Annotated in this window: 29 protein-coding genes; 20 read left to right on the top strand and 9 right to left on the bottom strand. The window is 60.6% G+C overall.

Annotation, left to right across the window (positions count from 1 at the left end; all coding sequences use genetic code 11):
* Positions 1–4: 4 nt before the first annotated feature.
* Both MRS74_RS13635 and MRS74_RS13640 read left to right on the top strand, forming a co-directional pair.
* Positions 5–976 (top strand): YbgA family protein, encoded by a 972-nt coding sequence (locus MRS74_RS13635; protein ID WP_254580830.1) that lies wholly within the window; start codon positions 5–7, stop codon positions 974–976.
* The gene (locus MRS74_RS13640; RefSeq protein WP_254580831.1) at positions 973–2,349 is read left to right on the top strand and encodes a cryptochrome/photolyase family protein; all 1,377 of its coding nucleotides are present in this window, start codon (positions 973–975) and stop codon (positions 2,347–2,349) included. The genes MRS74_RS13635 and MRS74_RS13640 overlap by 4 nt, the downstream gene beginning before the upstream one ends.
* 12 nt (positions 2,350–2,361) lie before the next feature.
* On the opposite strand, the gene MRS74_RS13645 is transcribed toward MRS74_RS13640, so the two are convergent.
* Positions 2,362–3,153, bottom strand: coding sequence for an HvfC/BufC family peptide modification chaperone (locus MRS74_RS13645; RefSeq protein WP_254580832.1), 792 nt, complete (start codon positions 3,151–3,153; stop codon positions 2,362–2,364).
* Complete coding sequence (bufB, locus tag MRS74_RS13650) at positions 3,153–4,001, bottom strand: MNIO family bufferin maturase (protein WP_254580833.1); 849 nt, start codon at positions 3,999–4,001, stop codon at positions 3,153–3,155. Before bufB ends, MRS74_RS13645 begins: the two co-directional genes overlap by 1 nt.
* A 382-nt stretch (positions 4,002–4,383) precedes the next feature.
* On the opposite strand from bufB, the gene MRS74_RS13655 reads away from it, so the two are divergent.
* From MRS74_RS13655 to MRS74_RS13665, 3 genes are read left to right on the top strand one after another with little or no spacing between them, the layout of a single operon-like run.
* Positions 4,384–5,706 carry a deoxyguanosinetriphosphate triphosphohydrolase gene (locus MRS74_RS13655; protein ID WP_254580834.1) on the top strand — a complete coding sequence of 441 codons (1,323 nt, stop codon included), beginning with the start codon at positions 4,384–4,386 and terminating at the stop codon, positions 5,704–5,706.
* Between the two features lie 13 nt (positions 5,707–5,719).
* Positions 5,720–6,094 (top strand): translation initiation factor Sui1, encoded by a 375-nt coding sequence (locus MRS74_RS13660; protein ID WP_254580835.1) that lies wholly within the window; start codon positions 5,720–5,722, stop codon positions 6,092–6,094.
* Positions 6,095–6,128: 34 nt separating this feature from the next.
* Positions 6,129–6,905, top strand: coding sequence for an aspartyl protease family protein (locus MRS74_RS13665; RefSeq protein ID WP_254580836.1), 777 nt, complete (start codon positions 6,129–6,131; stop codon positions 6,903–6,905).
* 4 nt (positions 6,906–6,909) lie between these two features.
* On the opposite strand, the gene MRS74_RS13670 is transcribed toward MRS74_RS13665, so the two are convergent.
* Positions 6,910–7,863: a methylenetetrahydrofolate reductase gene (locus MRS74_RS13670; protein ID WP_254580837.1), complete on the bottom strand. Its 954-nt coding sequence runs from the start codon at positions 7,861–7,863 to the stop codon at positions 6,910–6,912.
* Between the two features lie 170 nt (positions 7,864–8,033).
* Here MRS74_RS13670 and MRS74_RS13675 point away from each other — a divergent pair, with 170 nt between their 5' ends.
* Positions 8,034–8,594, top strand: coding sequence for a DUF1285 domain-containing protein (locus tag MRS74_RS13675; RefSeq protein ID WP_254580838.1), 561 nt, complete (start codon positions 8,034–8,036; stop codon positions 8,592–8,594).
* Between the two features lie 10 nt (positions 8,595–8,604).
* Here the strand turns inward: MRS74_RS13675 and MRS74_RS13680 are convergent, their stop codons facing one another.
* Positions 8,605–9,009 carry a hypothetical protein gene (locus tag MRS74_RS13680; protein WP_254580839.1) on the bottom strand — a complete coding sequence of 135 codons (405 nt, stop codon included), beginning with the start codon at positions 9,007–9,009 and terminating at the stop codon, positions 8,605–8,607.
* 350 nt (positions 9,010–9,359) lie between these two features.
* On the opposite strand from MRS74_RS13680, the gene MRS74_RS13685 reads away from it, so the two are divergent.
* Positions 9,360–9,749, top strand: a complete 390-nt coding sequence (locus MRS74_RS13685) for a DUF3461 family protein (protein WP_254580840.1) — start codon at positions 9,360–9,362, stop codon at positions 9,747–9,749.
* A 50-nt stretch (positions 9,750–9,799) separates the two neighbouring features.
* On the opposite strand, the gene MRS74_RS13690 is transcribed toward MRS74_RS13685, so the two are convergent.
* Both MRS74_RS13690 and MRS74_RS13695 read right to left on the bottom strand, forming a co-directional pair.
* Positions 9,800–10,285: an Lrp/AsnC family transcriptional regulator gene (locus MRS74_RS13690; RefSeq protein WP_254580841.1), complete on the bottom strand. Its 486-nt coding sequence runs from the start codon at positions 10,283–10,285 to the stop codon at positions 9,800–9,802.
* A 169-nt stretch (positions 10,286–10,454) separates the two neighbouring features.
* The gene (locus MRS74_RS13695) at positions 10,455–11,210 is read right to left on the bottom strand and encodes a tRNA1(Val) (adenine(37)-N6)-methyltransferase (protein WP_254580842.1); all 756 of its coding nucleotides are present in this window, start codon (positions 11,208–11,210) and stop codon (positions 10,455–10,457) included.
* A 131-nt stretch (positions 11,211–11,341) separates the two neighbouring features.
* Here MRS74_RS13695 and MRS74_RS13700 point away from each other — a divergent pair, with 131 nt between their 5' ends.
* On the top strand, positions 11,342–11,599 hold the full coding sequence (locus tag MRS74_RS13700) for a GIY-YIG nuclease family protein (protein ID WP_368671272.1): 258 nt from the start codon (positions 11,342–11,344) through the stop codon (positions 11,597–11,599).
* A 224-nt stretch (positions 11,600–11,823) separates the two neighbouring features.
* On the opposite strand, the gene MRS74_RS13705 is transcribed toward MRS74_RS13700, so the two are convergent.
* Entirely contained in the window at positions 11,824–12,930 is a 1,107-nt protein-coding gene (locus MRS74_RS13705) for a YcjF family protein (protein ID WP_254580844.1), read from the bottom strand.
* The gene (locus MRS74_RS13710) at positions 12,921–14,354 is read right to left on the bottom strand and encodes a YcjX family protein (protein ID WP_254580845.1); all 1,434 of its coding nucleotides are present in this window, start codon (positions 14,352–14,354) and stop codon (positions 12,921–12,923) included. Before MRS74_RS13710 ends, MRS74_RS13705 begins: the two co-directional genes overlap by 10 nt.
* A gap of 183 nt (positions 14,355–14,537) precedes the next feature.
* On the opposite strand from MRS74_RS13710, the gene MRS74_RS13715 reads away from it, so the two are divergent.
* The 12 genes from MRS74_RS13715 (at position 14,538) to MRS74_RS13770 (ending at position 25,591) form a co-directional block, all read left to right on the top strand.
* Complete coding sequence (locus MRS74_RS13715) at positions 14,538–15,185, top strand: DUF2796 domain-containing protein (protein ID WP_254580846.1); 648 nt, start codon at positions 14,538–14,540, stop codon at positions 15,183–15,185.
* Positions 15,185–15,886, top strand: a complete 702-nt coding sequence (locus MRS74_RS13720) for an ABC transporter ATP-binding protein (RefSeq protein ID WP_254580847.1) — start codon at positions 15,185–15,187, stop codon at positions 15,884–15,886. Before MRS74_RS13715 ends, MRS74_RS13720 begins: the two co-directional genes overlap by 1 nt.
* Positions 15,886–17,145 (top strand): ABC transporter permease, encoded by a 1,260-nt coding sequence (locus tag MRS74_RS13725; RefSeq protein WP_254580848.1) that lies wholly within the window; start codon positions 15,886–15,888, stop codon positions 17,143–17,145. The genes MRS74_RS13720 and MRS74_RS13725 overlap by 1 nt, the downstream gene beginning before the upstream one ends.
* Before the next feature lie 10 nt (positions 17,146–17,155).
* Positions 17,156–17,692: a DUF3299 domain-containing protein gene (locus MRS74_RS13730; protein WP_254580849.1), complete on the top strand. Its 537-nt coding sequence runs from the start codon at positions 17,156–17,158 to the stop codon at positions 17,690–17,692.
* Between the two features lie 54 nt (positions 17,693–17,746).
* Positions 17,747–18,676 (top strand): nucleoside recognition domain-containing protein, encoded by a 930-nt coding sequence (locus MRS74_RS13735; protein WP_254580850.1) that lies wholly within the window; start codon positions 17,747–17,749, stop codon positions 18,674–18,676.
* A 123-nt stretch (positions 18,677–18,799) separates the two neighbouring features.
* Positions 18,800–19,948: a pyridoxal phosphate-dependent aminotransferase gene (locus tag MRS74_RS13740; RefSeq protein ID WP_254580851.1), complete on the top strand. Its 1,149-nt coding sequence runs from the start codon at positions 18,800–18,802 to the stop codon at positions 19,946–19,948.
* The gene (locus MRS74_RS13745) at positions 19,936–20,736 is read left to right on the top strand and encodes an amidohydrolase (RefSeq protein ID WP_256557940.1); all 801 of its coding nucleotides are present in this window, start codon (positions 19,936–19,938) and stop codon (positions 20,734–20,736) included. The genes MRS74_RS13740 and MRS74_RS13745 overlap by 13 nt, the downstream gene beginning before the upstream one ends.
* 479 nt (positions 20,737–21,215) lie before the next feature.
* The gene (locus MRS74_RS13750; protein ID WP_254580852.1) at positions 21,216–21,830 is read left to right on the top strand and encodes a methylthioribulose 1-phosphate dehydratase; all 615 of its coding nucleotides are present in this window, start codon (positions 21,216–21,218) and stop codon (positions 21,828–21,830) included.
* Positions 21,827–22,504, top strand: a complete 678-nt coding sequence (gene mtnC / locus MRS74_RS13755) for an acireductone synthase (RefSeq protein ID WP_254580853.1) — start codon at positions 21,827–21,829, stop codon at positions 22,502–22,504. Before MRS74_RS13750 ends, mtnC begins: the two co-directional genes overlap by 4 nt.
* A 31-nt stretch (positions 22,505–22,535) precedes the next feature.
* Entirely contained in the window at positions 22,536–23,078 is a 543-nt protein-coding gene (locus MRS74_RS13760; RefSeq protein WP_254580854.1) for a 1,2-dihydroxy-3-keto-5-methylthiopentene dioxygenase, read from the top strand.
* A 218-nt stretch (positions 23,079–23,296) separates the two neighbouring features.
* Positions 23,297–25,063 carry a gamma-glutamyltransferase gene (gene ggt / locus MRS74_RS13765; RefSeq protein WP_254580855.1) on the top strand — a complete coding sequence of 589 codons (1,767 nt, stop codon included), beginning with the start codon at positions 23,297–23,299 and terminating at the stop codon, positions 25,061–25,063.
* Between the two features lie 126 nt (positions 25,064–25,189).
* On the top strand, positions 25,190–25,591 hold the full coding sequence (locus MRS74_RS13770) for a phnA protein (protein ID WP_254580856.1): 402 nt from the start codon (positions 25,190–25,192) through the stop codon (positions 25,589–25,591).
* 99 nt (positions 25,592–25,690) lie between these two features.
* Here MRS74_RS13770 and MRS74_RS13775 read toward each other — a convergent pair whose 3' ends face one another.
* Complete coding sequence (locus MRS74_RS13775; protein ID WP_254580857.1) at positions 25,691–25,942, bottom strand: EF-hand domain-containing protein; 252 nt, start codon at positions 25,940–25,942, stop codon at positions 25,691–25,693.
* Positions 25,943–25,964 lie beyond the last annotated feature (22 nt).

Raw genomic sequence — 25,964 nt, forward strand, 5'->3', positions numbered from 1 at the left:
ACGGATGAGTGAAGTGGCGGTTGATACACAAAATGAGCGCATTCCCATTGGTATCAGTGCCTGCCTGATGGGCGAAAAGGTACGCTATAACGGTGGTCACAAGCGCTCGCTGTACTGTCTGGATGTGCTGTCCGAATGCTTCAGCTTCAAGCCCTTTTGCCCCGAGCTTGCCGTGGGCCTCGGCGTGCCCAGAGAGCCCATTCGCCTGGTGGGTGATGCCACCAGCCCAAAGGCCCTGGGTACAAAGGACCCGTCGCTGGATGTGACCGCGCCGCTGGCCGAACAGGGACGGTTGCGGGCCGCAGTACTGCCGGATATGTGTGGCTATATCGTTATCAAGGGATCGCCGAGCTGTGGCATGGAGAGGGTCAAGGTGTATCACCCCAATGGCATGCCCAACGGTGCCGGGCGCGGCATTTTTATCGATGCGCTCATGCGGGCCAATCCGTTGCTGCCGGTCGAGGAGGAAGGGCGGCTGAATGATCCGGTGCTGCGGGAGAACTTCATTGCCCGGGTGTTTGCACTGCACCGCTGGAAGCAGCAGGTGGAAGCGCAGCCGAACTACCATGCACTGCTGCAGTTCCACAGCCAGAGCAAGTATTTGCTGATGGCCCACAGTTATGAAGGCTACCGCATCCTCGGACGTTATCTGGCTGAGGCCCATAGCCTGCCCATCGAGGTCGCCATGCAGACTTACATCAGTGGCTTTATGGAGCACATGAGTCACTGCGCCACACGCAACAGTCATGTCAATGTGCTGATGCATGTGTTTGGATATCTGAAAAAGGCCATCGACAGCCAGTGCAAGCAGGAAATCCTCGACAGCGTGGCCGAGTATCACCGTGGCGAAGTTCATCTGGTCGTGCCGCTCACATTGCTGCGCCACTATCTCAAGCGTCACGGCTCTGACTACATCAAGCAGCAATCCTATCTGGATCCGCATCCCTACAAGCTGGGCCTGCGCAACTACATATGAATCTGATCTGGTTTCGCAATGATCTGCGCCTGACGGACAATCCGGCGCTGCATGGGGCGGCGGCTCTGGGCCAGCCCTTGCTGGCCGTGGTGGTGCTGACACCCGAACAATGGCAGCGCCATGGCGATGCGCCGCGCAAACTCGCTTTCTGGCGTGATGCGCTGCAATGCCTGGCCAATGATCTGGCTGCACGCAATATTGCGCTGCGGCTACTTAAAGTCGATGACTACGGCGACTGCGCCCAGGCTTTGCTCAAGCTGTGCCGCGAAGTGCAGGCGCAGGGGCTTTATTTCAATTACGAGTATCCGCTCAACGAGCGCCGCCGTGATCGCGAGGTCAAGCGTGTGCTGCGTGGCGCCGGGCTGCGCTGTGAAGGCTGCCATGGTGATCTGCTACTGGAACCAGGCTCGGTGCAGAGCGCCAAGGCTGAGCCCTTCAAGGTGTTCACACCGTTCAGCCGAGTCTGGCGCAGGGAAATGCTGCGGCGTGACCTGGCGTGCCTGCCTGCGCCCTTGCGTCAGGTGCCGCGGGACATTGCCAGTGATCCGATTCCGCCGCTGGGAAGCCCCTACGACCGGCACCTCTGGCCCGTGGGCGAGGAACAGGCTGTGGCACGGTTGTACCAGTTTGCCGAGACGGATCTGGGTGCCTATGGCGAGCAGCGGGATTTTCCGGCGCTGGCGGCGACCTCGTCTTTGTCGGCCTATCTGAATACCGGTCAGCTGTCGGTGCGCCAGTGCCTGAACGTGGCGCAGCAGCGCCTGGGTGAGAGCTGGCTCGAAAGCCAGTGGGTGACTGAGCTTGTCTGGCGCGAGTTTTATCGGCATCTGCTGGTGGCCTTTACCGATCTTAACCGTCTGGCGCCTTTCAGGCCCGAGGTCGAAGCACGTATTCAGTGGCAGCAGCGGCCCGAATGCTTTGCTGCCTGGTGCCGTGGCGAGACCGGTTTCCCTATCGTCGATGCCTCTATGCGCCAGCTGCTTGCCACCGGCTGGATGCATAATCGCCTGCGCATGGTGACAGCGTCCTTTCTCACCAAATTGCTGGGGGTGGACTGGCGCCTGGGGGCTGAATTTTTCATGCAGCAGCTGATTGACGGTGACTTTGCCTCTAACCTGGGCGGCTGGCAGTGGAGCGCTTCGGTGGGGGCGGATGCGGCGCCCTATTTTCGTATTTTCAGCCCGTTGCGCCAGGCGCAGCGTTTCGACCCTCGGGATGAGTTCGTCTGCCACTGGTTGCCGGAGCTTTCACAGCTGCCGGCGCGTCAGCGCCAGGATCCGGTGAGCAGCAGTGCCGTACGGGGGTTAAAGCCGATCATAGACTACCCGCAGGCACGCGCAGCGGCGCTCGCCCGCTACAAGGCGTCTGGCTGAGGCAAGGGGATATCACCGCTTGGGTGAATCATCATCAGCGGCGCTATCCGGCGGTAGCTCGAAGTGGGTGATCCAGCGTCGGGAGATCAGCATGCTCAGGTGCTGATTGATGTCCGGCACGGCGCGCCCCAGCTGGTACAGGGTGTCACCCCGCAGGATACCCTTCAGCAGGCATGCCTGTTTATCGCTGAGGGGTTCCGCCCGGGGGCTGTCCAGCTGGCGATACACACAGAGCCACTGTGGATGGTAATTCAGGTGCAGCTCGGTGGCGTTGTCCTGCTGATGGTTGTGCCAGATATCCAGTACCGGCCAGTTGCAGCGCAGTAGCTGCAGCGCCTGGCTGGGCACCAGACGCAGCCGGTACTGCTCGGACTCTGGTACATACATCAGGGAGTCGAAGTTCAGCGGCGGGTCATCGCCGGCACACCAGGCGAGATGAAGGGTCCACTCCAGTGTGGCCAGCTCAGGCAGAAACTGCAGATGTTGCAGGTCGTCCTGACAGTGCGTGCACTCTTGCAGCAGCTGCGTAAAACCGCTGCCGAAGTCCTCGTTGTTGTCGCTGCGGGCCAGATTCCGGCCATATTGCTGACTCAGGGCAGCAAACAGTGGCGGCCCCAGCAGCCGTGCGGTGACCGGATAAAGTTGTTGCAGCGCCTGAGCCCGTGCCCGGATCAGCAGATCTCGATAGAGCTGCAGGCATTGCTCGGGTGCAAGGCTTGAGCTGGTAACGAGCTGGCGCAATTCAGTACTGGGTGTGCCATCCATTTCAGCCCTCAGCGCCGCCTGCAGGTCGGCGAGCCGCATCAGTATCGCCTTCGGGCATGAATGCATTGCTGCATGATCTGCTGGGCGCGGCTGACTTCATTCAGGATGGCGGGCAGCGACGGGATATCGTGCTCCCATTCAATCAGGGTCGGGGTGGCGGTAAAAAGCTGCTGGGCCTGTTCATACAGCGCCCAGACCGGTTCATGCACCGGGCTGTTGTGGCCATCCAGCAGATAGGTGCCCTGGTCATCGAAACCCGCCAGATGAATTTCACGTACCCGGCTGGCCGGCAGCCGGGCCAGGGTTTGCTGCGCATCAATTCCCAGGTTGTACTGCGTCACATAACAGTTGTTAAGATCCAGCAGCAGGTAGCAGTCGGCCCGTTGTGCCATTTCAGCCAGGAACTCGCCTTCGCTGATGGTCGAGTGGCTAAAGCTCAGATAACCGGCGGGATTTTCCAGCAGAATGCGCCGGCCGAGGAACTCCTGAACCTGACGGATGCGCGTGCAGATGTGATCCAGTGCCTCCTCGGTGTAGGGCAGGGGCAGCAGCTCATGGCTGAAGCAGTTCCCCAGCGGGCCGAAGGATACATGGTCGGATATCCAGCTGGCATCCAGGTGATTGAGCATGTGCTTGATGCGGGCGAGGTAGTGCATGTCCAGCGGCGCACAGGACCCCAGGGCGAGGCCGGCGCCGTGCAACGTGAGCGGGAAGTTGCAGCGCAGGCGTTCGAGGTTGTGCAGTGCCGCGCCACCCTTGACAAGGTGGTGATCCAGCAGGATTTCAAGCCAGCGAATATCCTCGCCTGCGTTGATTATTTCATCAACATGGCAGCTTTTCAGGCCTACTCCCGTGCCGGCAAGACTCCAGTGGATAGTCTCACGCATAATGGTGTTGTCCCTGCGCTGTGGTGCCCGTCCCTGGGGTAGTAGCGGCTCATGCTTACTGCTTTACCGGGCTGCATTCGAACGCCAATCCTGAGCCGCGTCGCCCACTAGCCCGTGCCGATAACGAACGCTATCAGCCCGAAGACAGGGCGAGCATTTGATTTATCTCAGGTTCAGCTCTTTGAAACTGCTGTTTGAATTAAGTTCCGTGCAAGGCTTTCGAATACTCCGGCTGGCCACGCGGGGCGCGCCGGCCAAAGCGCCGGGGTATACTCGAAGCATGTGCCGCCGGCCGCGTCTGTATCCGGGCCTGGGGCGGCGGCTCTATCGGGGAACAGCGAACAGGGAACAGCGAACCATGGATGCTTTGGAGTCGTGCGCAATGACAATGCAATGGGATCGGCTTTTGACCGCGCAGCGCTATGGCCATGAACAGGTCAGCCCGCAGGAGATCGGGCGCAGTCATTTTCACAAGGACAATGACCGCATTGTTTTCTGCAGTGCCTTTCGTCGCCTGGGTCGCAAGACACAGGTGCATCCGCTGGCGCTGAATGATCATATTCATACCCGCCTGACGCACTCCATTGAGGTGGGCAGCGTGGGGCGCACGCTGGGAATTCGTGTTGGCGAACTCATTGCCGATCAGCTGCCGGCCTGGGTCAGCCCCCATGATCTGGGCACCATCGTGCAATCGGCCTGTCTGGCCCACGATATCGGCAATCCACCCTTCGGGCACGCCGGCGAATATGCCATCCGGGACTGGTTCCGCAGTCAGGCCAGCCGCGATCTGACCCAATCGCTGTCCCTGGCCGAGCGCGCCGATCTGGAAACCTTCGAGGGTAATGCCCAGGGTTTCCGGGTGGTCACTCGGATCGAGAATCACCTGCTGGATGGTGGCCTGCGTCTGACCTATCCGACCCTGGGCACACTGCTGAAATACCCCTGGACGGTGGAGCGCGCCACGGCCAAGGGCAAGTTCAGCAGCTTTCAGAGCGAGCGGGTGATTCTCGACAAGCTGGGGCAGTCGCTGGGGCTGATACCCCTGGGCGAGCACTGGTGGAGTCGCCATCCGCTGACCTGGCTGATGGAGGCGGCGGACGATATCTGCTATGCCATTCTCGATCTGGAGGATGCCATCGAGCTGAACATTCTCAGTTTCGACGACGTCAAACCGATCCTGCTGCAGCTGTGCGGGGATCTGGATTACGATGACACCCTGTTTGCGACCCAGGCATCGGCGCGGCGCAAGATTTCGGCGCTACGCGGTACGGCGATGGAAAACATGATCGACTCTGCGCTGAGCGCCTTTAGCCGCAACTATGCCGCCATCATGGCAGGCGACTACCGCGGCGAGTTGCTGGCTGATGGTGACGCCGGCGTGCGCGAGGGTCTGCTGCGGGCCAAGCAACTGGCGAAAACGCGGGTCTTTCCCGACACCCGCAAGACGGAGCTCGAGGTGGGTGCCTACGGCAGCCTGGGTGTGCTGCTCGAAGCCTTCTGTCGGGCGGTGCATGATCAGCACCTCAAGGGCACCAGCGGGCTGGGCTATCGCAGCGAGAAGATTATCAGCCTGATGGGTATTCATGCGCCGTCGCCGCAGCTGCCACTCTACGAAGCCTATCGCCGCGCGCTCGATTTCATCGGCGGGATGACCGACAATTACGCCACCTATCTCGCCCGTCAGGTGGGCGGCCTGAATCCATAAAGAGGATCTGTTCATGGCTTCACTGCGCGACCAGCTTAGCGGACTGGTATATTCAACCGAACATGGCGATACCTGCCCTGGCTGCCGCAAGGCGGTTGCTGACTGTATCTGCGCAGACCTTGAGGACGCCCAGCGCCTGGCCGCTTTGGATGGCATAGTGCGCATTCGCAGGGAAACCTCGGGCCGCAAGGGCAAGGGCGTGACCACAGTGACAGGCGTGCCACTGGCCGAGGCTGAACTCAGGCTGCTGGGCAAGAAGCTGAAAAAACTCTGCGGCACGGGCGGTGCCTGCAAGGACGGGGTTATCGAAATTCAGGGCGATCATCGCGAGCGCCTCAAGCTGGCGCTGGAGCAGGACGGTTTTCGGGTCAAGCTGGCCGGCGGCTAACGGCAACTGGGAAGCAGGGCAGGAGGGGCGAGATATGCGCATATACAGCGACTGGCAGGCGGTATTTCGGACCCGCCTGCTGGGCATGGCGCTGATGCTGCCAGCCTTGCTCGCATCCCCGCTGCAGGCTGAGATCTACAAGTATGTGGATGATCGCGGGCGCCAGGTCTTTGTCGACAGCCTTTCCAGAGTGCCGCAGCAGTTTCGGGATCAGGTGGAAACTCGCCGCCAGGCGGTGTCGAGTCTGCCGGAGGCGCCAGAGCAAACCGCAGCCCGGGCCGAACGGCAGCGGCATGCGGATCTTGCCAGCCAACGCAGCAAGCTGGAGAAGCTGCTGCGCGAGAGCGAAACGCCGGTCAAGGTCGGCAGCAACCGCGTGGTGGTGCCGGTGACGGTGGTCTACGGCGGTCGCAAGGCCAAAACCGAGATGGTGCTGGATACCGGAGCCACCAATACGGTGTTTCACAAGAATGCGCTGGCGGGGCTGAACTATGCCGCCCAGCCCGGCGGCCGGGCTCGGGTGGCGGGCGGTGGCAGTATCAATACGGAACTGGTGAGCTTTGATCGTATCGAGATCGGCCCCTATAGCCCGACCAATGTGCGCGCCATGGTGATCGAGCACCAGGGCCCGGCGGTTGGGTCGGATGGGTTGCTCGGCATGGATTTTCTGATGAATGTGCGCTATCGCATCGACTACGAACGCCAGCTCATCCTGTGGGAACCTGAGCGTTACCAGGAACTGCAGACGCTGCTGCAGCGGCTCGACAGCGATGCCGCCGCCAGTACGGCGACCCCGACGCCTAAGCCCTAAGTCCTCAGAGCTGCTGTTCGGCGAGTTTGAGATCCAGCGTGGCTTTCAGTAGCTTGAACAGGCGGATGGACGCATCGATCTCGTCCTTGCGGTTGGTCAGGCTTTCGATGTTCAGCCCCAGCGGAATGCCGAGGTTCGCCACGGATTCCAGAATCTGTTCCAGATTGCTGCGACACACGCGGATGGACTCGGCCAGCGGGTTGGTAGCATCCAGAATGCGCCAGCGGGTTGCATCGGGGACCGAAATGCCCAGCCATTGCATGAACTCCAGTGTCTTGGCGCTGCCGCAGGGCGTGAAGGTCAGGATAATGCGCTGCGGAGCCACACCGCGGTTGCGGCATTCGCGGGCATAGCTGCTGAGCAGGTCGATCGTTGCCTGGGCGTTGTACACCGCCTGGGAGATGAAATACTGGCAGCCCTGTTCAGCCTTGGCCAGCAGTCGCAGGTGTTCGTTGCCCTTGCTGGCGTGGCGTTCGGCGATGGTGACGCCGCCCAGGTGAAAATCCAGCGGATGCTGTTGCAGCGCTTCATAGGCCTTTGGCAGGGACAGCTGAATATCACCGTCCGATGACGGGCTGCCAACCAGTACCATGTCATGCACGTCGTACTGGCAGCGGGACTCTTCGAGCCAGCGCTCGAAATCGGCGCGATCGCGCTGGGCGACACTCTTGTAGGTGATGATGACGTGGTTGGAGCGCTTGCGCAGCAGGCTTGAGTATTCGCGCGGGTCCAGGGTCTGCATGTAAGGGAACGGGCGCGGCTTGCTGGTACGGCTGCTTTCGTCCTGAATGTCATAGACAATAAGACCGTCGTAATCGATCTGGCGCAGACGAGCGAGCAGCTTGTCGGCGATATCCGTCACTTTCTCAGGCTCCGTGTTGTCCCGTGGTGGCGTGGTTCCGACGAAATAGACGCCTCGGGTGGGGTCGGAGAACTTCTGTTGTAACGATATGCTCATAGCGCTTGGGCCGTGTGTTCTGTCATTTAAGTACTGGAGATTCTAACAGTGAGTGAATTTCATGTAATTAGGTTATAAGGTGAAATCTTTTACACTGATGTTGAAGGATATTAATCTGCAGTCCCATCAGCCCATTTTTCAGGCACTGCAAAACGCCGGGAGCCCCTGCCATGACTGGATTTGACCTCAATGAAGCCCATCGGACGCTGCAACAGCAGGGTGACGGTATCGGGCCGCTGGAACGCTGGAATCCTGACTTCTGCGGTGACATCGACATGCGTATCGGTCGCGATGGTACCTGGTATTACATGGGTACACCTATCGGTCGGGCGCCCATGGTGAAACTGTTTTCCCGCGTCCTCTGGCAGGAAGAGGGCCACTACTTCCTGAAAACGCCGGTCGAAAAGGTGGGCATTCAGGTGGATGACCTGCCGTTTCTGTTCGTGACTCTTGAGCAGGTTCAGACTGACAGGGGCCCTGAGCTCCACTTCACCAGCAAGACGGGTGACCAGGTGGTGGCGGGCCCCGCTCACCCGTTGCGTGTGCTGCCACGGCCGGACACTGACGAACCTGCGCCGGAGCTTGAGGTGCGCTTTGGCATGTGGGGCCGGGTTGGGCGCAGCCTGTTTTATCAGCTAGTCGAGATGGCGGCGACAGAGCCCGCCGCCGATGGCGGTGAAGAGTTGGTAGTGTACAGCTGTGGCGAGCGTTTTTCCCTGGGCCGGTTGTAACAACTGGCCATCAGGCACTGTCCAGTTCGCGCCTCAGTTCTAGTTCGAACGCCGGGATGGCCAGCAGCCAGTGGCGTACATGATGGGTTTCACAAAGGGCAATTAGGCCTCGCTGATGCAGGGCCTCAATGGCCTCTTCGCTGTCGTCTTCGTCTCCGCCGAGCAGCATCACCAGATCGTCCTGATATAGTTTGCCGCCACAGAGTGCTGCCAGTATACGAATTTCAAGGGTACTGGCGGCAAAGGGGAGGTTAAAACGGATGCGTTCAGCCATGCGATCGGAGATCAGCGGCAGGCTGGAATGTGTGTTGTTGAACGGACAGCGATAGGGAATGGTCACCCATTCGGCGCCGGGATGGGTGTCCAGGGTGCGCAGAATGGTGGCGGCGGTGAGTCCGGAAGTTTTGCAGTCCATGTAAAGGCCCTGTCAACGAATTAAGTAAGCCGGAATATCCGGCGGTGCCGGGACGCGCGCAGTCCCGGTAGTGTTCGCATCGAACATCCTGTGTTTTTGATGCAACACCTGGAGAACGCTGTCGGCGCCAATGCGCCGGGCTGGACACAGCCGGAAAACTGCATTGGATAATCAGACGCGTACTGGAGCAACATGTCCCTGATTGGCTGAGCAAAGTATAGACAATATCGGCGTCCCTGCCGGGGGTGGAAAACACCTTGCAAAGGGTTGTAGCTGGAGCGTACTCCCTGGCTCAAAAGGACTATAATGGCGGCAACTTTGCATGGGCCTGATCGGGAGCCGCGGACAGTATGAGTGAGAATAAGTTTGAGACCTTGACAGCCATGGGCGTTGACGATGTTCAGGATATCGAGCGTTACAGCACCCGCATCGAAGGTGATGTGGATATCCTGAAGCTCTATTTTCACCGCCATCAGGGGGAGTGGTTTGCCAAGAGCAAGAAATTCAAGTTCAAGCGCCTGCACAAGAACGTAAAGGTCAACGATGGCCTGGTACCGTATCGCGCTACCACCGAGTCCTCGCCCTACTATCTGCGTGCCATTGCCGAGCTGGATCAGCTGGTGGCCCAGGAAAAGGGTTCGCTGGACCGCAAGGAACTGTTGCTTGAAGAGCTGGATCACCTTGAAAAGGTTGTTGCCCGCAAGATTGAAGACCTGAAACGCCAGATCGGCGAACTCTGAGTTTTTGCATTGCCTGGCAAGCCGTTACCTGGATGGGTGACGGCTTGCTGTTATCGGGCGAGGTGATCGAGTGAATAGGCGGTGCGATCCACGGGCTGGCGCAGCACAAAATTTGAAATAATCGATCTCACGCCGGCGATGGCGGTCAGTTCATTCAGCAGCAATTGCTGATAGTGATCCAGATCCGGTACCACCACCTTGAGCACATAGTCCGCCGTGCTGCCGGTAATCAGGTAGCACTCCATCACCTCCGCCAGTTCGCTGATGGTGGCTTCAAAGCTGCGCAGCTTTTCCTGTGTCTGGGCTTCCAGTGATACATGCACCAGTACTGTCATGGGCAGGCCAATTTTGGCCGGATCCAGGATGACGACCTGGCGCGCCACATAGCCGCTGTCTTCCAGGCGCTTGATGCGTCGGCTGCAGGGCGTCGCAGACAGGCCAACCTGCTCGGCAATGTCGGCCACCGACAGACGCGCATCCTGCTGCAGCAGCTCCAGAATTCTGCGATCGGTGCGATCTAGCTTGTGTACTGACATGCTGTCTCCAGGGCGCAGCGGTATTCGGACAGCGTTGCCGTTGTTGACGGCAAGGCGCGCTCGATATTGGACGCTGTGTGTCGCTATTGAGCCGTTCGAGGGTAAAAGAGTGCAGGTTTTTTATTATTAATGCACGTATTTCTTATTATTAAGCTATTCGTTAGTTTTTCTATTGGCCTTTCTGTTGGCTCGAGTCAGCGGCATCCGCACGCCGCAGGTGCGTGTAATAGGGCTCGAACAGCCGGGCGGCCTCGGCGCTGTGCAGCGGATGTTCGGTATAGAGTGTCAGCTGCTGCGCGGTGCAGGGGCCTGGCTGCTTTTCCAGTTGCAGTATCACCCGGTGCGGGCTGTCTCCCGTGCCGGAGCTGACCCAGAGCCTGTGTCTTGGGTGAAGCTGCGTTGCAGGCAGCGCCGCTATCAGCAGCTCGCATTCCGGCAGGGGCAGCAACAGCCAGGCACGGCCATCATCGCTGAGGAGCCCGTCGATGGCCTGCACCAGGTCGGCCAGCGGCAGGGCGTCATTGTGGCGGGCCCGGGCCAGGCGTTCGCAGCTGTTGCGGGTTGAGTCACTGAAAAAGGGCGGATTGCAGAGGATGGCGTCGTAGTCCCGGCTGGCGGGCAGGCTGCGGATATCCGCTTCTGTCAGGTGCAGTCGATCGGCCCAGGGGGCGGCGGCAAAGTTTCCGCGCGCTTCCTGCGCCGCGGCCGGGTCCAGTTCGATGGCGTGGATCTGTGCCTGGCAGCGCTGGGCTGCGAACAGGGCGAGCAGGCCGGTACCGGTGCCTATGTCCAGCAGCCGCCGCGCCTGTTCCACCGGTGCCCAGGCGCCCAGCAGGCTGGCATCGGTGGTGACCTTCATGGCGCAGTTGGCCTGTTCGATACGAAATTCACGGCACTGGAAATAGCTGTTGCGACGGCGGGCCATGGGTGTCCTGTGGGGGTTCTGCCGGGGGAGCGGGCATGATAATTCATTCGCAGGCTGCTGGGCAGGCGCTGGCTTGAATAGTGCCGGTGATTTCACAACAATGGCAGCTGCCAATGAAAGAGGATGTTGTCTTGAGCGAGTCGTGCTGGTTTGTCTATATTCTGGCCTGTGCCGATGGCAGTCTCTACACCGGTGTGACCACGGATCCGCAGCGCCGCCTGCGTGAGCACAACGGCGATAACCGGCTCGGGGCGCGCTACACCCGCGCCCGTCGCCCGGTAGAACTGCTCTGGCATGAACAGCTTGACGGGCGCGCCGAGGCGCTGCGCCGGGAGTGGCAGATCAAGCGCATGCCCCGCAGGCGCAAGCTGGAGCTCATCGCTGGCTGAAGTCGCCGGTTTTGATCCTCCGATACCCTCGATACGTCCGCAGTGCCTATTTCCAGAACCTAGCAGCCTGTCGGGCTTGGCCGGTCGTAGCGAGGGGAAGTTCGTTTTGAGTTAGTTTTTGGGCTCTTTTGAGGCAAATAGTGGTTCTATTTAACAAAAAGGAGTACATAAAATGACCAAAATCGACTTTTCCGCAGTAGATCAGTGTTAAGTCCGACAGGTTGCTAGTTGTTGCTCCCGGTATCCTGGGCGCGCCTGGTGCCAGTAAAGCGTTGCTTCAGGCGTTCGATCAACGGGCGCAGCAGGGTGCGCAGGCCCGGCTGCTGGTCCGGGGCAAAGGGCAGCGGACGCAGCGCCCGCATGGCAGCCAGACCCAGTCTCGCCGAGAGGATGCCAGCACCAAGTCCCTGGCCTGCCCGGGCGCTGACCACGCCGGTCAGGGCGGCACCGCCCAGGTCCCCCGACAGCTGATCGATGGTGATTTCACTGGCACCGACAAAGCTGAGCTGCTGCAGCACCTGGCGCAAAAGCTTCAGCCGGGTTGGCAGGGATGGCGCCACGCCGTATACCTGGGCGATGGCGTCGATCATGCTGATGCTGCGCCACAGCGCCAGCAGCATGTCGAGCGCGGCCCAGGGGCTGATTGCGACGGCGGCACCGGTCTGGGCGCTGTAGCGCGAGACAAGCTGCATGGCTGTCTGGTCGAGTTGCTGCACAAAGTGCTGGTCCAGGTGCCGCAGGGCTTCGACGTCATCGCTGTAATCCGGCAGTGTTTTCAGGGCCTTGTCGAGCAGGGCGGCCTGGGGCTTGTTGCTGTAGAAACCCTGCATGGATTGCAGCAGCACCTTGCTGCGGCCGTTACTGCGCCGCCCTGACAGCCGATCGGCCAGATGGCGCAGGCCGTTGAGCCGATTCAGGCTCCGGCGTGCGCCCATGAATGAGACCAGTGAACGCAGCGCCAGCAATGCCACGCTACCCATGAGCGCGCCCAGTGCGGTGGCGATAAGCCAATGGGCCTCGCGTGCGGCACTGAACAGCTGTATCAGTTCGGCGCCGGCGATGACCAGCACCAGCGCCAGCAGGCCGAGCCCCAGGGCGCGCAGGCCGCGTACCGGTATGCGTTCGAGCTGCAACTGCGCAAAATCAGGCGCGCCGTTGCGGGTTTCGGTCGCGGTGATGGCGCTGGGGACGGCGTTGAGTTGCGCATCAGCCTCGGGCACAAACCGCCGTGCGCGGCGTGGTGTCGCTTCGGGTTCTGGTGAGGGGTTCTCGGGCTGAAAGTGACGGGCCGAACGGTCCTCTGGGCTATCGGAATCGCGGTTCACTGGCATTTGTCTCCCAATAACAGATTAAGCACCGTATCCAGGCGAATATGGGGAATGGCGTCGCCGTTGCGCGCAGACAAGCCGACCGGGGGCTGCAGCGCAGGGATCTGCCAGTCCATCAGCTGTTGCCAGTGCTCGAGGTCTGGCAGGCGGCTCGGAAAGCGCGGGTGAACATAGCCGATGGGCTGGCCCTGCGCGTCCAGCCCCGAAATGGCGCGATCGCCGCCAGCATCTACTTCGCGGGAGCAGCGCACCGCCGAGGTGGCCTCGCAGGACGGCGCTATGCCGTCGTATTCGGCGTGGCGGTAAGCGTCGCTGACCAGGCTTGCCAGGAAACTGCGTACCGCCTCGTGATCATCCGAGATGACCTGGTCTATCTTGGTCGCAGCATAGAGCACGCGGTCGATGCGGGGGCGGAACAGCTGCAGCAGGCGACTCTGGTGGCCATAGTGAAAGCTGTCGGTGATGCGGGTTAGAGCGGCCCGCATATCATCAATATGGGCCGGCCCGCCATTGAGCGCCTGAACCACGTCGACCAGCACCAGCTGGCGGTCGATACGGCTGAAAAAATGCTTGTAGAAGGGCTCGACCAGCTCGCTGACATAGCGCTTATAACCTTGTTGCAGCGTTGCGTACCAGCTCGTCGCGGCGGCGCCTTTTAGCTGCTCTTCAGCCAGGCCGGTCAGGTTCAGCAAAGGCACAAATGCCAGTAACTGCGGGTCATCATCGCGCCCTGGCAGCAGGAAACGCCCCGGTTGCAGCTGGCTCAGCCCCTGCTGTTTGCAGGCACCGAGAAAGGCGCAAAAATCCCGTTGCAACTTTTCCAGCTGTGCCGGGTTCGCCTCGGTGAGCGGATCCAGTTGTGCCAGCTCGGCGAGTAGCTGAGGGGCCAGTGAGGCACGGGGCTCCTGTGCATACAGCTGGGCGCACTCCTGGCTCCAGTCGTAAAAGCTGAGTTCGCGCAGGGGCAGGTCGAGCAGCCATTCACCGGGATAGTCGCGTATTTCGAGCCAGAGGGAAAAGTGATCCCGGGCGAAGGGGTTCAGGCGTCCGGACTTTTGTTTCAGGCGCAGTTCCAGCAGGCAGCCGCTGGTATCGCGGGTGGGCTCGGGCCAGGCCGGTGGCTGGCTGCAGAGTCGACCCCAGGCGCTCTGGTAGGGGAAGGTGGCCAGACCCTCTGTTTCCAGTGGATGCAGGCGCACATCAATCAGTTGGCCGCTCAGCACCGGTGAAAACCCCGGCAGGTTGGCGTTTTTGTGCTGCAGCAGCTGGTTGGTGAGGCTGGTGATAAAGGTGGACTTGCCGCTGCGACTCAGCCCGGTAACGCCAATGCACAGGCGTCGATCACGCAGGCGGTCCAGCTGGATGCCGGCCTGGCGGGTCAGCTGTTCGCTGCGCGCACGGGTACGGCGGATAAAGGCGTTCGACATAGTGGCGGAAGCTTCCTGCAAGGCGCGGTTGGCTGGAATCTGACAGGCCTAATACTGCCACCGGTGGCGCCTGGGGTACAGGCGCATGCCGGCTGGATTATTGTTTTGTTATATCGTAACATTTATCGACGTTTAACACCGGGCTGCTGCGGCGGCCTGTGACGGATCTGAATCGGGATGCAGATGAGCAGGAAAAACAGGATTGGGGCAAAGCTGCGGGTTGCCATGATAGTGGCTGTTTTGGGCGTGGCTGCCGGCACGGGGGCCAGTCATGGGGCGGGTTTTGAACAGCAGTACGACGGTCATGTCCATGGGGCTGCGCAGCTGGATCTGGTGCAGGATGGAGACGCGCTGATGTTGCAGCTGCGCTCCCCGGCCATGAATCTGGTGGGCTTTGAGCACCGCGCCGGCAGCGCATCTGAGCGCCAGTCGGTGGAGGCTGCACTTGAGTGGCTGCACCGGGCAGAGCAGCTGATCGATCTTGATGCTGTCGCAGGTTGCACGCTAACGCACACGATGGTGACGCAGGGGCTGCAGGATACGGGGGAGCTGTCCGAAACCGCGGAGCATGGTCACGCGGAGGAACATGATCACGCCGAGGCAGATGAAGCACATGACCCCGACGGGCAGGGTGAGGCTGAGCGTGCGCACACTGATTTTGAGGCGAACTATGCATTTCACTGCACCGCGCCGGAAAAACTGGCGAGCATCGGCCTCAGATTTTTTGCCCGCTTTCCCGGACTTGAAATCCTTGATGTGCGCATGATTACGGCGGATGGCCAGCGGGCACTCAGGCTGGATTCACAGCATACCGACATAGGGCTGCGCTAGTGCAATCACCCGCGATTGAGATTGACCGGCTTGGCTTTGCCTGGCACCAGGGCAGGGATGTGCTCGATATTGCCGAATTCACCGTACAGCGGGGCGAGCGACTGTTCGTGCAGGGGCGCTCCGGCAGCGGCAAGAGCACGCTGCTGAGCCTGATGGGGGGCATTGTACTGCCCACCCGGGGGCAGATTCGGCTGCTGGGACAGTCGATGCAGGAACTGGGCGCGGCGGCCCGTGACCGCTTTCGCGCCGATCATCTGGGTGTCATCTTTCAGTTGTTCAATCTGCTGCCCTATCTGTCGGTGCTGGAAAACGTGCTGCTGCCCTGTCATTTTTCCAGTGTCCGCCGGCAGCGGGTACTGGCGCGGGCACCTTCGATTGAGGATGAAGCGATGCGGCTGCTGCAGCGCCTGCAACTGGCTGAGCCTGAGCTCTGGGGTCGCCGGGTATCGCAGTTGTCTATCGGGCAGCAACAGCGGGTGGCGGCGGCACGGGCGCTGATGGGGGCGCCTGAAATCATTCTCGCCGATGAGCCGACCTCGGCCCTGGATGCGCACAGCCGGGATGCCTTTCTCGGTCTGCTGTTGCAGGAGTGTGCAGGGCTGGGGACGACGCTGCTGTTTGTCAGTCATGACGCCGCGTTGGCGTCGCGTTTTGATCGCACCCTGGTGCTGGATGCGTTGCGTCCGCTGGAGGCTGTCTGATGGCCATGCTGTCCCTGGCGCTGAAAAGTCTTAAAAATCGTGCTGGCAGTGCGGCCCTGACGGTGCTGACGATCGCCATCAGCGTGATGCTGCTGATCGGCGTCGAGCAGGTCCGTACCGAGGCGCGCACCAGCTTTGCCAATACCCTGTCCGGAACCGACCTGATTGTGGGGGCGCGCACCGGGCAGACGCAGCTGCTGCTTTATTCGGTGTTTCATATCGGTAATGCCAGCAACAATGTCGGTTGGGACAGTTACCGAACCATTGCGGCGCATCCGCAGGTGGACTGGACCATCCCGCTGCTGCTGGGCGACTCGCATCGCGGTTTTCGCGTGCTTGGAACCAGTGGTGATTTCTTTCGCCACTATCGCTACGCCCGTGACCGGGCCCTTGCCTTCAGCGCGGGTCAGCCGTTCGACGATCTGTTCGAGGTCGTGCTCGGGGCCCAGGTGGCGCGGGAACTGGGCTACCAGCTTGGCCAGGAGGTCGTGATCGCCCATGGCATGGGCGATACCAGTTTTTCGAAGCATGACGACAAGCCGTTTCGCGTTGTGGGTATTCTGGCGCCCACCGCTACACCCATCGACCGTACCCTGATGGTCAGTCCGCAGGCGATTCAGGCGATTCATCTGGACTGGCAGGCGGGCGTCAAACTGCCGGGGCAGACGGTGTCCGCCGAGGAGGCCCGTGAGCAGGATCTGACACCCACCGAGCTCACGGCCTTTATGGTGGGGCTCAAGTCCAGAATGTCGACCTTCGCGCTGCAGCGCTCGATCAACAACTACCGCAAGGAGCCGCTGCAGGCGATCCTGCCCGGGGTGGCGCTGGCCGAGCTCTGGAGCCTGATGGGTGTGGCTGAGCAGGCGCTGCTGGTGATTTCCGTGGCCGTGGTGTTCAGCGGCCTGACCGGCCTGCTGACGGTTCTGCTGGGGAGCCTGAACGAGCGCCGGCGCGAGATCGCCATTCTGCGATCCTTGGGGGCGCGTCCCTGGCAGCTGCTGTCGCTGCTGACCTTTGAGGCGGCCTTGCTGACGCTGCTGGGGTCGGTGCTGGGCATGGCGCTGCTGTATCTGGGTATTGCACTGAGCCAGCCGTTGTTTGCCCAGTGGCTCGGGCTGCAGTTGGAGCTGTCGCTGCCCAGCGCCCGGCAATGGATTTTCCTCGCACTGGTGCAGGCAGCCGGTATACTCACGGGCCTGATCCCGGGCTGGCGCGCATACCGCTATTCGCTGGCCGATGGCATGACCATTCGTATATGAAAGGCGTTCTATGAAAATCGTTGTTACGGCGTTTTTGGCGCTGTTGCTGAGCCTGAGTCCGCCGCTCTGGGCGCTGGAAACCCTCAACGGCCAGGAGGTTGAAGCGCTGGAGTGGGATGCGCTGATGCCGCCGGATTTCAGCTTCGAACAGCTGTACGGCAATCAGGACTTTGGTGATCTGGAGGATTTCGATCCCCGGGCGCAGCAGAAACTCGATGACATGATGCAGGCATTGCGGTCTGCGCCGGTGGTGCCCGCACTCGATGGCAAAATGGTACGCATCCCCGGCTTTGTGGTTCCGCTGGACGGGGTCGGGCAGAAGGTCACCGAATTTTTCCTGGTACCCTATTTCGGCGCCTGTATTCACACCCCGCCACCGCCCTCCAATCAGATCATCCTGACGCGCTTCGAACCCGGCACTGATGTGAAAAATCTGTTCGACGCGGTCTGGATCACCGGCACCCTCAAGGTGGAGAGCTTCGCCCACGAGGTCGCAGCCTCGGGCTATAGCATAGAGGCGTATCGCATAGAGCCGTACACCGAGTAGAACGCAAATAGGCACCGATTTAACCACCAGTGGCAGCATGATCAGGGACTAAGCATGGATTCAATAGTCAGTGTCATTATGCAGGCCGGCCGCACCGGTATCGAGCTTGCGCTCTATGTTCTGCTGCCCATCATGGTAGTGATGCTGGCGCTGATGAAGCTGCTTGAAGCCCGCGGTGTGCTGGCCTGGGTGGCCAATGCTCTGGCGCCGGTGCTGCGTATTTTCGGCCTGCCGGGACTAGGCATTTTTGCCATGGTCAAATTGCTGCTGGTGAGTTTCTCGGCTCCGGTGGCGACACTGGCGCTGATGGACCGCAATGGCACGTCGCTGCGCCATATTGCCGCGACCCTGGCCATGGTGCTGACCATGTCCCAGGCCAATGTGGTGTTTCCGATGCTGTCGGTCGGGCTGAACCTGCCCGTGATCCTGGCGACCTCGGTGATTGGCGGCCTGTTCGCCGCCAGTGTGACCTACTATCTGCTGGCGCGGGGCTCAGCCTCGGAGCCCGTGGTGGAAGTGGCGGTGATAGTGCCGGGTGAGCGGCGCGGCACCATGGAAATTCTGGCCGAGGGCGGGCAGGAGGGAATGAAAATTGCCTTGGCCTCCCTGCCGATCCTGATTCTGGCGCTGTGCTTTGTGTATACACTCCAGGCCAGTGGCGCCATTACCCTGATCAGCGCGGTGCTGGCGCCGATGCTGGCCCTGCTGGGGCTGCCGGAAGCCGCGGTTCTGCCCATCGTCACCAAGTTCATCGCCGGCGGCACGGCCTTTATGGGGGTTGTGCTGGATCTGATGAATCAGGGCCTGATCAGTGCTGCCGATCTCAACCGCATGGCGGGCTTTGTCACCAACCCGCTGGATCTGGCCGGCGTGGCGATCATGACGGCGGCGGGCAAGCGTGTCGGACGCGTGGCCCGGGCAGCGGTCTGGGGTGCGCTGGCCGGCATGCTTTTGCGCGGTGTGCTGCATCTGTTGATTTTCTGATGGCGGGTTACTGAGGGGCGGTGCAGGCCATAGCCCTGTCATGGCGCTAATGCCGCGCTGGTCGCTGTCGGGGCGGCTGAGGTACACTTCGCTGCAATTTCCGTTGCCACAAGAGCCTGAACAATGCGGTATCCCAAGACCAAACTGCCCAAGGTCGGAACCACTATATTCACCGAGATGTCCCAGCTGGCCAATGCCACCGGTGCCATCAACCTGTCCCAGGGCTTTCCCGATTTTGATGCCCCGGCCGCGCTGCGTGGGCGGGTCGCCCACCATATCAACAACGGCGCCAATCAGTATGCGCCCATGACCGGGGTACCGGCGCTGCGCGAGGCCATCGCCCTCAAGTGTGAACGCCTCTACGGTCACAGACCCTGCATGGACACCGAAGTAACCGTGACCTCCGGTGCCACCGAGGCCCTGTTCGCTGCCATCAGCGCCGTGGTGCGACGCGACGATGAAGTCATCCTGTTCGATCCCTGCTACGACAGCTATGAGCCCGCCATCGAACTCAACGGTGGCAAGGCGGTGCATCTGGCACTGGATGAGCAGGATTTCAGTATCGACTGGAACCGCCTGGCCGATGCGATCAACCCGCGTACCCGCATGATCGTGATCAATACGCCGCACAACCCCACCGGCAGCGTGCTTGGGGCCGATGATCTCGAGCGCCTGGCCGCGCTGGTGCGCGATACCGATATTCTGCTGATTGGCGATGAGGTCTACGAGCACATTGTCTTTGACGGTGCTGCCCATCAAAGCCTGCTGTGTCACCGGGAACTGGCATTGCGCAGCTTTGTGGTGTCCTCGTTCGGCAAGACCTACCATGCCACCGGCTGGAAGGTGGGCTACTGCATTGCGCCTGCGCCCCTGAGTGCGGAATTTCGCAAGGTGCACCAGTATCTTACGTTCAGTACCATGACGCCGGCGCAGCTTGGGCTGGCGGATTTTCTGGTGGAAGCGCCAGAGCATTATCTTGAGCTGCCTGCCTTTTACCAGGCAAAACGCGACCTGTTCAGCGAGCTGATGGCACCGAGTCGTTTCGGTTTGCGCGCGGCCCCAGGCACCTATTTCCAGCTGGCTGATTACAGCGCCATCAGCGATCTGCCGGATACCGAATTTGCCAAATGGCTGACGCGCGAAGCGGGTGTGGCGACCATACCGGTATCGGTCTTCTGCCAGCAGCCGATGCAGCGCAAGCTGGTACGCTTCTGCTTTGCCAAAGGCGAGGACACTCTGCGGGAGGCGGCGACGCGGTTATGCAAAATCTGAATGCTGTGGCAGACCTTCGTATCAGTCTGGTGCAAAGTACCTTGCACTGGCAGGACCCCGCCGCCAACTGGCAGCTGTTCGAGACGCTGCTGGCGCCCTTGGCCGGGATCACCGATCTGGTGGTGCTGCCGGAAATGTTTACCACCGGCTTTACCATGGCACCCGAAGGGCTGGCAGAATCTGAGCAAGGCCCTACGCTGAGCTGGATGCGCCAGCAGGCGGCGTTGCTGGGCGCGGCCCTGTGCGGCAGTGTGGTCACGCAAACGGCCCGGGGTTTTGTGAATCGGCTGCTGTTTGTAACCCCCGAAGGCCAGGTGCATCAGTACGACAAACGGCATCTGTTTCGCATGGCCAACGAGCATCAGCATTATGAAGCCGGCGCCTGCCGGGCGCTGATCGAATACCGCGGCTGGCGGATTCTGCCCTCGGTCTGCTATGACCTGCGTTTTCCGGTGTTTCTGCGCAATCGCAATGACTATGATCTGCTGCTCTGTGTGGCCAACTGGCCGGCGGCCCGACGCCATCCCTGGCGGGTGTTGCTGCAGGCGCGTGCCATCGAAAACCTCTGTTACGTGGCGGGCGTCAACCGGGTTGGCCAGGATGGCAAGGGTTATGAGTACAGCGGCGATTCCATGCTGGTGGATTTCAAGGGCCAGGCGGTGCTGGATCAGCCCGCCGGTGAGTCTTTCGTTGCCACTAGAACGCTGAGCGCAGCTGCGCTAACGGCATTTCGCGACGCCTTTCCGGCCTGGCAGGATGCCGATGCTTTCGAACTTGCGGACTTGTAACAGGGCCTTTCAGGCTGGCCGAGTGATAGCTGATACCTGGTATACGGGGAGCGGAGTCATTAAAACGCCTGCTTGAAAAGGTTTCACGGGCGGCGTCCAGAGTGGCGCTATACTGGTACCATGCCTGTGGCGCCTGTGCGAATTTTGATCGTTATTAAGGCAGTCCCACAAGGTAGGTGTACCAAACACCAATTGCCCTTTTATGGGCCTTTTGCCGGCATTGTTCCGGCTTGAAGGGGCAGCCCGAGAGGCTGCCCCTTTGCTTGATCCGCTGCTAAAAAGCGCACTGCGTTGCTCTGCGCCGAACTGCCGCGATCCATTCCCATGCAACTTCATATCCCTGCTGCGGCGGTGCCTTATTCAGGCTTCGTTCCATCGTTCAAATCCCTTACACTAGCGGACCTGTCAGGCGGAGCGCTGCAGCCTGTGGGCTGGTGCCTGCTATGCCGCCATGTTTAATCCCTAATCACAGGCCCGCAATGAGCAATAGTCACACCCAGAGTATCATTGAAGCCGGTCGCTGGATCGACGCCCAGGGCTGGTGCCCGGCCACCGGCGGTAACTTTTCACTGCGCGATGGTGCCGATGAGGTGCTGATTACCGCCTCGGGGCGACACAAGGGGCATCTGTGCGAGGCCGACTTGCTGCGTGTTGATCTGGCCGGTGCCGCACTGGATTCAACCCTCAAGCCTTCTGCCGAAACCCTGCTGCATACGCAGCTGTATCAGCTCGATAGGCAGATCGGTGCCGTGCTGCACACTCATTCGGTCAGCGCGACTGTACTGTCGCTGACAACCCCTGGCGACTGGCTGGGTATCGAACAGCTTGAAATGCAGAAATCCCTTAGCGGCAATCAGACCCACGATGCCGCCATCCGCATCGCCATCTTTGACAACACTCAGGACATGCAGGCACTGGCCCGCACAGTCGCGCAGTGCTGGCAGCAGGGCGCGCTGTCCTGGGGACTGCTGGTGCGGGGTCACGGGCTCTATGCCTGGGGGCGCGATATGGCAGAAGCGCGGCGTCACCTGGAAGGGCTTGAATTTCTGTTTGCCTGCCAGCTTGAGCTCAGACGTTTGGGAGTCGCGCCATGACCATCAAAGCGATATTGACCGACATTGAAGGTACTACCACGGATATCGCCTTCGTGCACCGCGTGCTGTTTCCCTACGCCTATGAACGTCTGGCGGATTACCTGCGTGCCCACGCCGATGAAAGTGCGGTACAGGCTATTCTGGAGCAGGCACGCAGCGAACTCAAAAGCCCGGATGCAGACCTGGAACGCCTGATCGGCGCCTTTCGTCACTGGATTGAGCAGGACCTCAAGGTAACGCCACTCAAGGCGTTGCAGGGGCTGATCTGGGTACAGGGCTATCAGCAGGGGGATTTTCGGGGCCATCTGTACGAGGACGCCCACCGCCTGCTGCAGCAGTGGCACGCTCAGGGAATCGAGCTCTACGTATTCTCCTCGGGCTCGATCAAGGCCCAGCAGCTGATTTTCGGCTACAGCGACTACGGTGATCTGACACCACTGTTCAGCGGTTATTTCGATACCACCACCGGCCCCAAACGCGAAGCCCAGTCCTACAGCGCTATTGTTGCCAGCATTGGCTGCAGTGCCGATGAAATCCTGTTTCTGTCCGATATCGAACAAGAGCTCGATGCCGCGCGTACAGCCGGCATGCACACAAGGCTGGTGGCCCGCGCCGAGCCACCGGCGGCGCCTGGCCATGAGTGGGTCAGCCGTTTCGATGACATTTCCCTGTAAATTTTCTGTAAACAGCGGTAAGGAAAACACCATGAGTGCCATTACAGTCTATGCCGACGACAATCCGCAGCAGGTGCTGCTGCACAGCGAGCAGGGCGAGCGCATCAGCGAGATACTGGCGGGCATAGGCGTCAATTTCGAGCGCTGGCAGGCGGCGTGCGAAGTCACCCCGCAGATGAGTGGCGACGAGATTATCGCCGCCTATGGCCGCCAGATCGACGACCTCAAACGCAGTGGCGGCTATGTCACCGTGGATGTGGTGAACATGTCACCGGATCATCCGCAAAAGGACGAGTTCCGGCAGAAATTCCTGGCCGAACATACCCACAGCGAGGACGAAGTACGCTTCTTCGTCGCCGGTGAGGGCATGTTCTATCTGCACCTGGATGCGAAGGTCTACCAGGTACTGTGCTGCAAGGATGATCTGATTTCAGTGCCGGCCAATACCACCCACTGGTTCGACATGGGGCCTGAGCCGCGCTTTTCCGCCATTCGCCTGTTCAATGATCCCGCCGGCTGGGTGGCGAACTTTACCGGCTCGAGCATTGCCGAACAGTTCCCCAAGTTTGGCTGATTAATTCCCGGCAATCTGCAACCACCGGGAGCATCCGCGGATGCTGTCGGTGGTTGCGGAACCTGAGTCAGTTGCTCTGGCGGGTGTCATGCGTGTCCCCTGTCTTAAAACTGTCTTAAAAACATCCCTGGCGTTGCCGCTTGTGCGGCCTTGTGACTACACTTTGGGCTGTCCGTGGATGCGGACCCGCAGAACAGTAGTCATTCAAGGATGTTCATATGCACCTTCCCGTAAAATTAAGAAACTCAATTGCCGTCATTCAGGGGCGCGCCGGCCTGGCTGCACTGCTGCTCGCTGCCTCAGCGTGCCTGGTGCCGGCAGGCGTCGCTCAGGCCGCGGCCATTCTGGAGGGCGACCGCAGTGTGCCGGTCGATGCCCGCAATGGCATGGTAGTGACGAGTCATTACCTGGCCACCGACGAAGCCCTGAAGGTGCTTGAAAACGGTGGCAATGCCATTGATGCCGCAGTCACGGCGGCCTTTGCGCTGGCGGTCACCCAGCCACGCTCGGGCAATATTGGCGGTGGCGGCTTTATGCTGGTGTCCTCCGAAACGGCCGGCGAAGTCGTAGCGATCGATTACCGCGAAAAGGCGCCCGCCGGTGCCACGCGGGACATGTTCCTGGACAAGGACGGCAATGCCGACAGTGATCTGAGCCGCTATTCCCACAAGGCGGCCGGTGTGCCGGGGACCGTGGCGGGCCTGGCGCTGGCGCTGGAAAAATACGGCACCCTGTCACTGGCCGATGCGCTGGCGCCGGCAATCCGGCTGGCGGAAGACGGCTTCGTCATACCGTCTCGATTCAGCGACGGTATCAGTGAGCGGGCCGACAGGCTGCGTCAGTTCGAGTCCAGCGCCAAGGTGTTCTTCAAGCCGGATGGCAGCCTGTATCAAGCCGGCGAGCGGTTTGTGCAGAAGGATCTGGCGGCCACCCTCAAGCGCATCGCAGCCCAGGGCGTAAAAGGCTTCTACGAAGGCGAAACCGCCGACCTTATAGTGGCGCAGATGCAGCGTGGCGGTGGTCTGATCAGCCATGAGGATCTGAAAAACTACGCTCCCGCCATTCGCAAGCCCGTGCATGGCAACTACCGCGGCTATGATGTCTACTCCATGAGTCCACCGAGCTCAGGCGGCACCCATGTGGTGCAGATTCTGAATATGCTGGAAGGTTATCCCATCGCGGAAATGGGGCATAACTCGGCGGCGACCATTCACCTGATGGCCGAATCGATGAAGCGCGCCTACGCCGATCGCTCCGAATATCTGGGCGATACGGACTTCGTCAAGGTGCCGGTGGCGGGACTGACCTCGAAGGATTATGCCGCCGAACTGCGCGCCGGCATTGATCCGTTGAAAGCCACCGACAGTGCCAGCCTCAAGCCCGGTAATCCGGTGCCTTACGAGAGCAACGAGACCACACACTTCTCGGTGGTCGACAAGTTTGGCAATGCTGTGTCTAACACTTACACCATTAACTTCAGCTACGGCTCGCACATAGTGGTGGATGGCGCCGGCTTTCTGCTGAACAACGAGATGGATGACTTCAGCGCCAAGCCCGGTGTGCCCAATGCCTATGGGCTGCTGGGGGGCGAGGCAAACAAGGTTGAGCCTGGCAAACGCATGCTCAGCTCCATGTCTCCCACCATAGTGCAGAAGGATGGCAAAAACTTCCTGGTGACAGGCAGCCCCGGCGGGTCGCGCATCATTACTACCACGCTGCAGGTGTTGATGAATGTAATTGACCACAACCTTAATATTCAGGCCGCGGTGAATGCGCCGCGGGTGCATCACCAGTGGTTGCCGGATGAAATCCGGGTGGAGGAGGGTATCAGCCCCGATACGGTGAAACTGCTTGAAGGCATGGGGCACAAGGTGTCGCAGCAAGCCGCCATGGGGGCGATTCAGAGCATTATGGTGGCCGAGGATGGCACCTTTTACGGTGGCGCCGACCCAAGGCGCAGCACCTCGTCGGCACGGGGGTTCTAGCTTTCCCATGTGCCGCCCGCTGCCTGTTCTGTGAGGAATATTCCGAACTGAAACGGTGCCCGACAGGCTGCCAGCTTCTGGCTGGTCTATGATTGAGACAGACTTTATAACAGGGGGGATACGGTAATGTCCCGCGGGCAGGAAAGGTACCATGAGCGGCAGCACGGGCTGTCGGTCTTTGGCAAGGATCTGGTACGACGCTGTGGTGCTCATTGCGAGTTGTGTGACCGTCAGGGCGTCAGGCTCAAGGTATTTGAAGTGCCTCCGATGGAGGCGCAGGCCAATTTCGAACACTGCGTCATGCTGTGTGAAGCCTGCATGCACCAGATTATCCACCCCAAAAAACGCGATCCCCACCACTGGCGCTGTCTCACCACGGCTGTGTGGAGTCAGACGCCGGCGGCCCGTGTACTGGCCATTGCGCTGCTGGATACCTTTATCGGCCGCGAAGACTGGGCCATGAAACTGCATGAACAGCTGTATCTGGAGCCCGAAGAGCAACTCTGGGTCGATTCAATCGACTTTTAGTCTGCCGCTCCAGTGCCGCCCCCCACTTGCGTCCTGCATCAAGCTGCGTAATCGCCGTCTGTCACACAGGTGGGCCCCAGCGCCTTGCCGGGGTCGCTGCTAGCTTTGGGCCCGGGGCGTAACGCCGAATTCGAAGGGCGTCAGGTAGCCGTCCTGATTGGCATCGAGGGAGCTGAAATAGGTTTTCAGCTCTGCATAGGTATTGGATTCCTGCCAGCTGAGCTTGCCATCCTTGTCCGCATCCAGGTCATTAAACAGGTCTTGAACAGGGTCGGCATGGGGGCTGGTGGATACTGCAAACAGGGTTGCTGCGAGGGTCATGGTCAGGCCGTATGTGGCTAGGCTGTTCATGGACATCTCCGTTCCTTTTGAT

The sequence above is a fragment of the Marinobacterium sedimentorum genome (genome assembly GCF_024267675.1).
In the GTDB taxonomy this organism is placed as follows: Bacteria; Pseudomonadota; Gammaproteobacteria; order Pseudomonadales; family Balneatricaceae; genus Marinobacterium_A; species Marinobacterium_A sedimentorum.

Excerpts from the sequence above, each read along its gene's own strand:
- MRS74_RS13635 (WP_254580830.1), top strand. The coding sequence starts at position 5 with ATGAGTGAAGTGGCGGTTGATACACAAAATGAGCGCATTCCCATTGGT.
- MRS74_RS13640 (WP_254580831.1), top strand. The coding sequence starts at position 973 with ATGAATCTGATCTGGTTTCGCAATGATCTGCGCCTGACGGACAATCCG.
- MRS74_RS13645 (WP_254580832.1), bottom strand. The coding sequence starts at position 3,153 with ATGCGGCTCGCCGACCTGCAGGCGGCGCTGAGGGCTGAAATGGATGGC.
- bufB (WP_254580833.1), bottom strand. The coding sequence starts at position 4,001 with ATGCGTGAGACTATCCACTGGAGTCTTGCCGGCACGGGAGTAGGCCTG.
- MRS74_RS13655 (WP_254580834.1), top strand. The coding sequence starts at position 4,384 with ATGACAATGCAATGGGATCGGCTTTTGACCGCGCAGCGCTATGGCCAT.
- MRS74_RS13660 (WP_254580835.1), top strand. The coding sequence starts at position 5,720 with ATGGCTTCACTGCGCGACCAGCTTAGCGGACTGGTATATTCAACCGAA.
- MRS74_RS13665 (WP_254580836.1), top strand. The coding sequence starts at position 6,129 with ATGCGCATATACAGCGACTGGCAGGCGGTATTTCGGACCCGCCTGCTG.
- MRS74_RS13670 (WP_254580837.1), bottom strand. The coding sequence starts at position 7,863 with ATGAGCATATCGTTACAACAGAAGTTCTCCGACCCCACCCGAGGCGTC.
- MRS74_RS13675 (WP_254580838.1), top strand. The coding sequence starts at position 8,034 with ATGACTGGATTTGACCTCAATGAAGCCCATCGGACGCTGCAACAGCAG.
- MRS74_RS13680 (WP_254580839.1), bottom strand. The coding sequence starts at position 9,009 with ATGGACTGCAAAACTTCCGGACTCACCGCCGCCACCATTCTGCGCACC.
- MRS74_RS13685 (WP_254580840.1), top strand. The coding sequence starts at position 9,360 with ATGAGTGAGAATAAGTTTGAGACCTTGACAGCCATGGGCGTTGACGAT.
- MRS74_RS13690 (WP_254580841.1), bottom strand. The coding sequence starts at position 10,285 with ATGTCAGTACACAAGCTAGATCGCACCGATCGCAGAATTCTGGAGCTG.
- MRS74_RS13695 (WP_254580842.1), bottom strand. The coding sequence starts at position 11,210 with ATGGCCCGCCGTCGCAACAGCTATTTCCAGTGCCGTGAATTTCGTATC.
- MRS74_RS13705 (WP_254580844.1), bottom strand. The coding sequence starts at position 12,930 with ATGCCAGTGAACCGCGATTCCGATAGCCCAGAGGACCGTTCGGCCCGT.
- MRS74_RS13710 (WP_254580845.1), bottom strand. The coding sequence starts at position 14,354 with ATGTCGAACGCCTTTATCCGCCGTACCCGTGCGCGCAGCGAACAGCTG.
- MRS74_RS13715 (WP_254580846.1), top strand. The coding sequence starts at position 14,538 with ATGAGCAGGAAAAACAGGATTGGGGCAAAGCTGCGGGTTGCCATGATA.
- MRS74_RS13725 (WP_254580848.1), top strand. The coding sequence starts at position 15,886 with ATGGCCATGCTGTCCCTGGCGCTGAAAAGTCTTAAAAATCGTGCTGGC.
- MRS74_RS13730 (WP_254580849.1), top strand. The coding sequence starts at position 17,156 with ATGAAAATCGTTGTTACGGCGTTTTTGGCGCTGTTGCTGAGCCTGAGT.
- MRS74_RS13735 (WP_254580850.1), top strand. The coding sequence starts at position 17,747 with ATGGATTCAATAGTCAGTGTCATTATGCAGGCCGGCCGCACCGGTATC.
- MRS74_RS13740 (WP_254580851.1), top strand. The coding sequence starts at position 18,800 with ATGCGGTATCCCAAGACCAAACTGCCCAAGGTCGGAACCACTATATTC.
- MRS74_RS13745 (WP_256557940.1), top strand. The coding sequence starts at position 19,936 with ATGCAAAATCTGAATGCTGTGGCAGACCTTCGTATCAGTCTGGTGCAA.
- MRS74_RS13750 (WP_254580852.1), top strand. The coding sequence starts at position 21,216 with ATGAGCAATAGTCACACCCAGAGTATCATTGAAGCCGGTCGCTGGATC.
- mtnC (WP_254580853.1), top strand. The coding sequence starts at position 21,827 with ATGACCATCAAAGCGATATTGACCGACATTGAAGGTACTACCACGGAT.
- MRS74_RS13760 (WP_254580854.1), top strand. The coding sequence starts at position 22,536 with ATGAGTGCCATTACAGTCTATGCCGACGACAATCCGCAGCAGGTGCTG.
- ggt (WP_254580855.1), top strand. The coding sequence starts at position 23,297 with ATGCACCTTCCCGTAAAATTAAGAAACTCAATTGCCGTCATTCAGGGG.
- MRS74_RS13770 (WP_254580856.1), top strand. The coding sequence starts at position 25,190 with ATGTCCCGCGGGCAGGAAAGGTACCATGAGCGGCAGCACGGGCTGTCG.
- MRS74_RS13775 (WP_254580857.1), bottom strand. The coding sequence starts at position 25,942 with ATGAACAGCCTAGCCACATACGGCCTGACCATGACCCTCGCAGCAACC.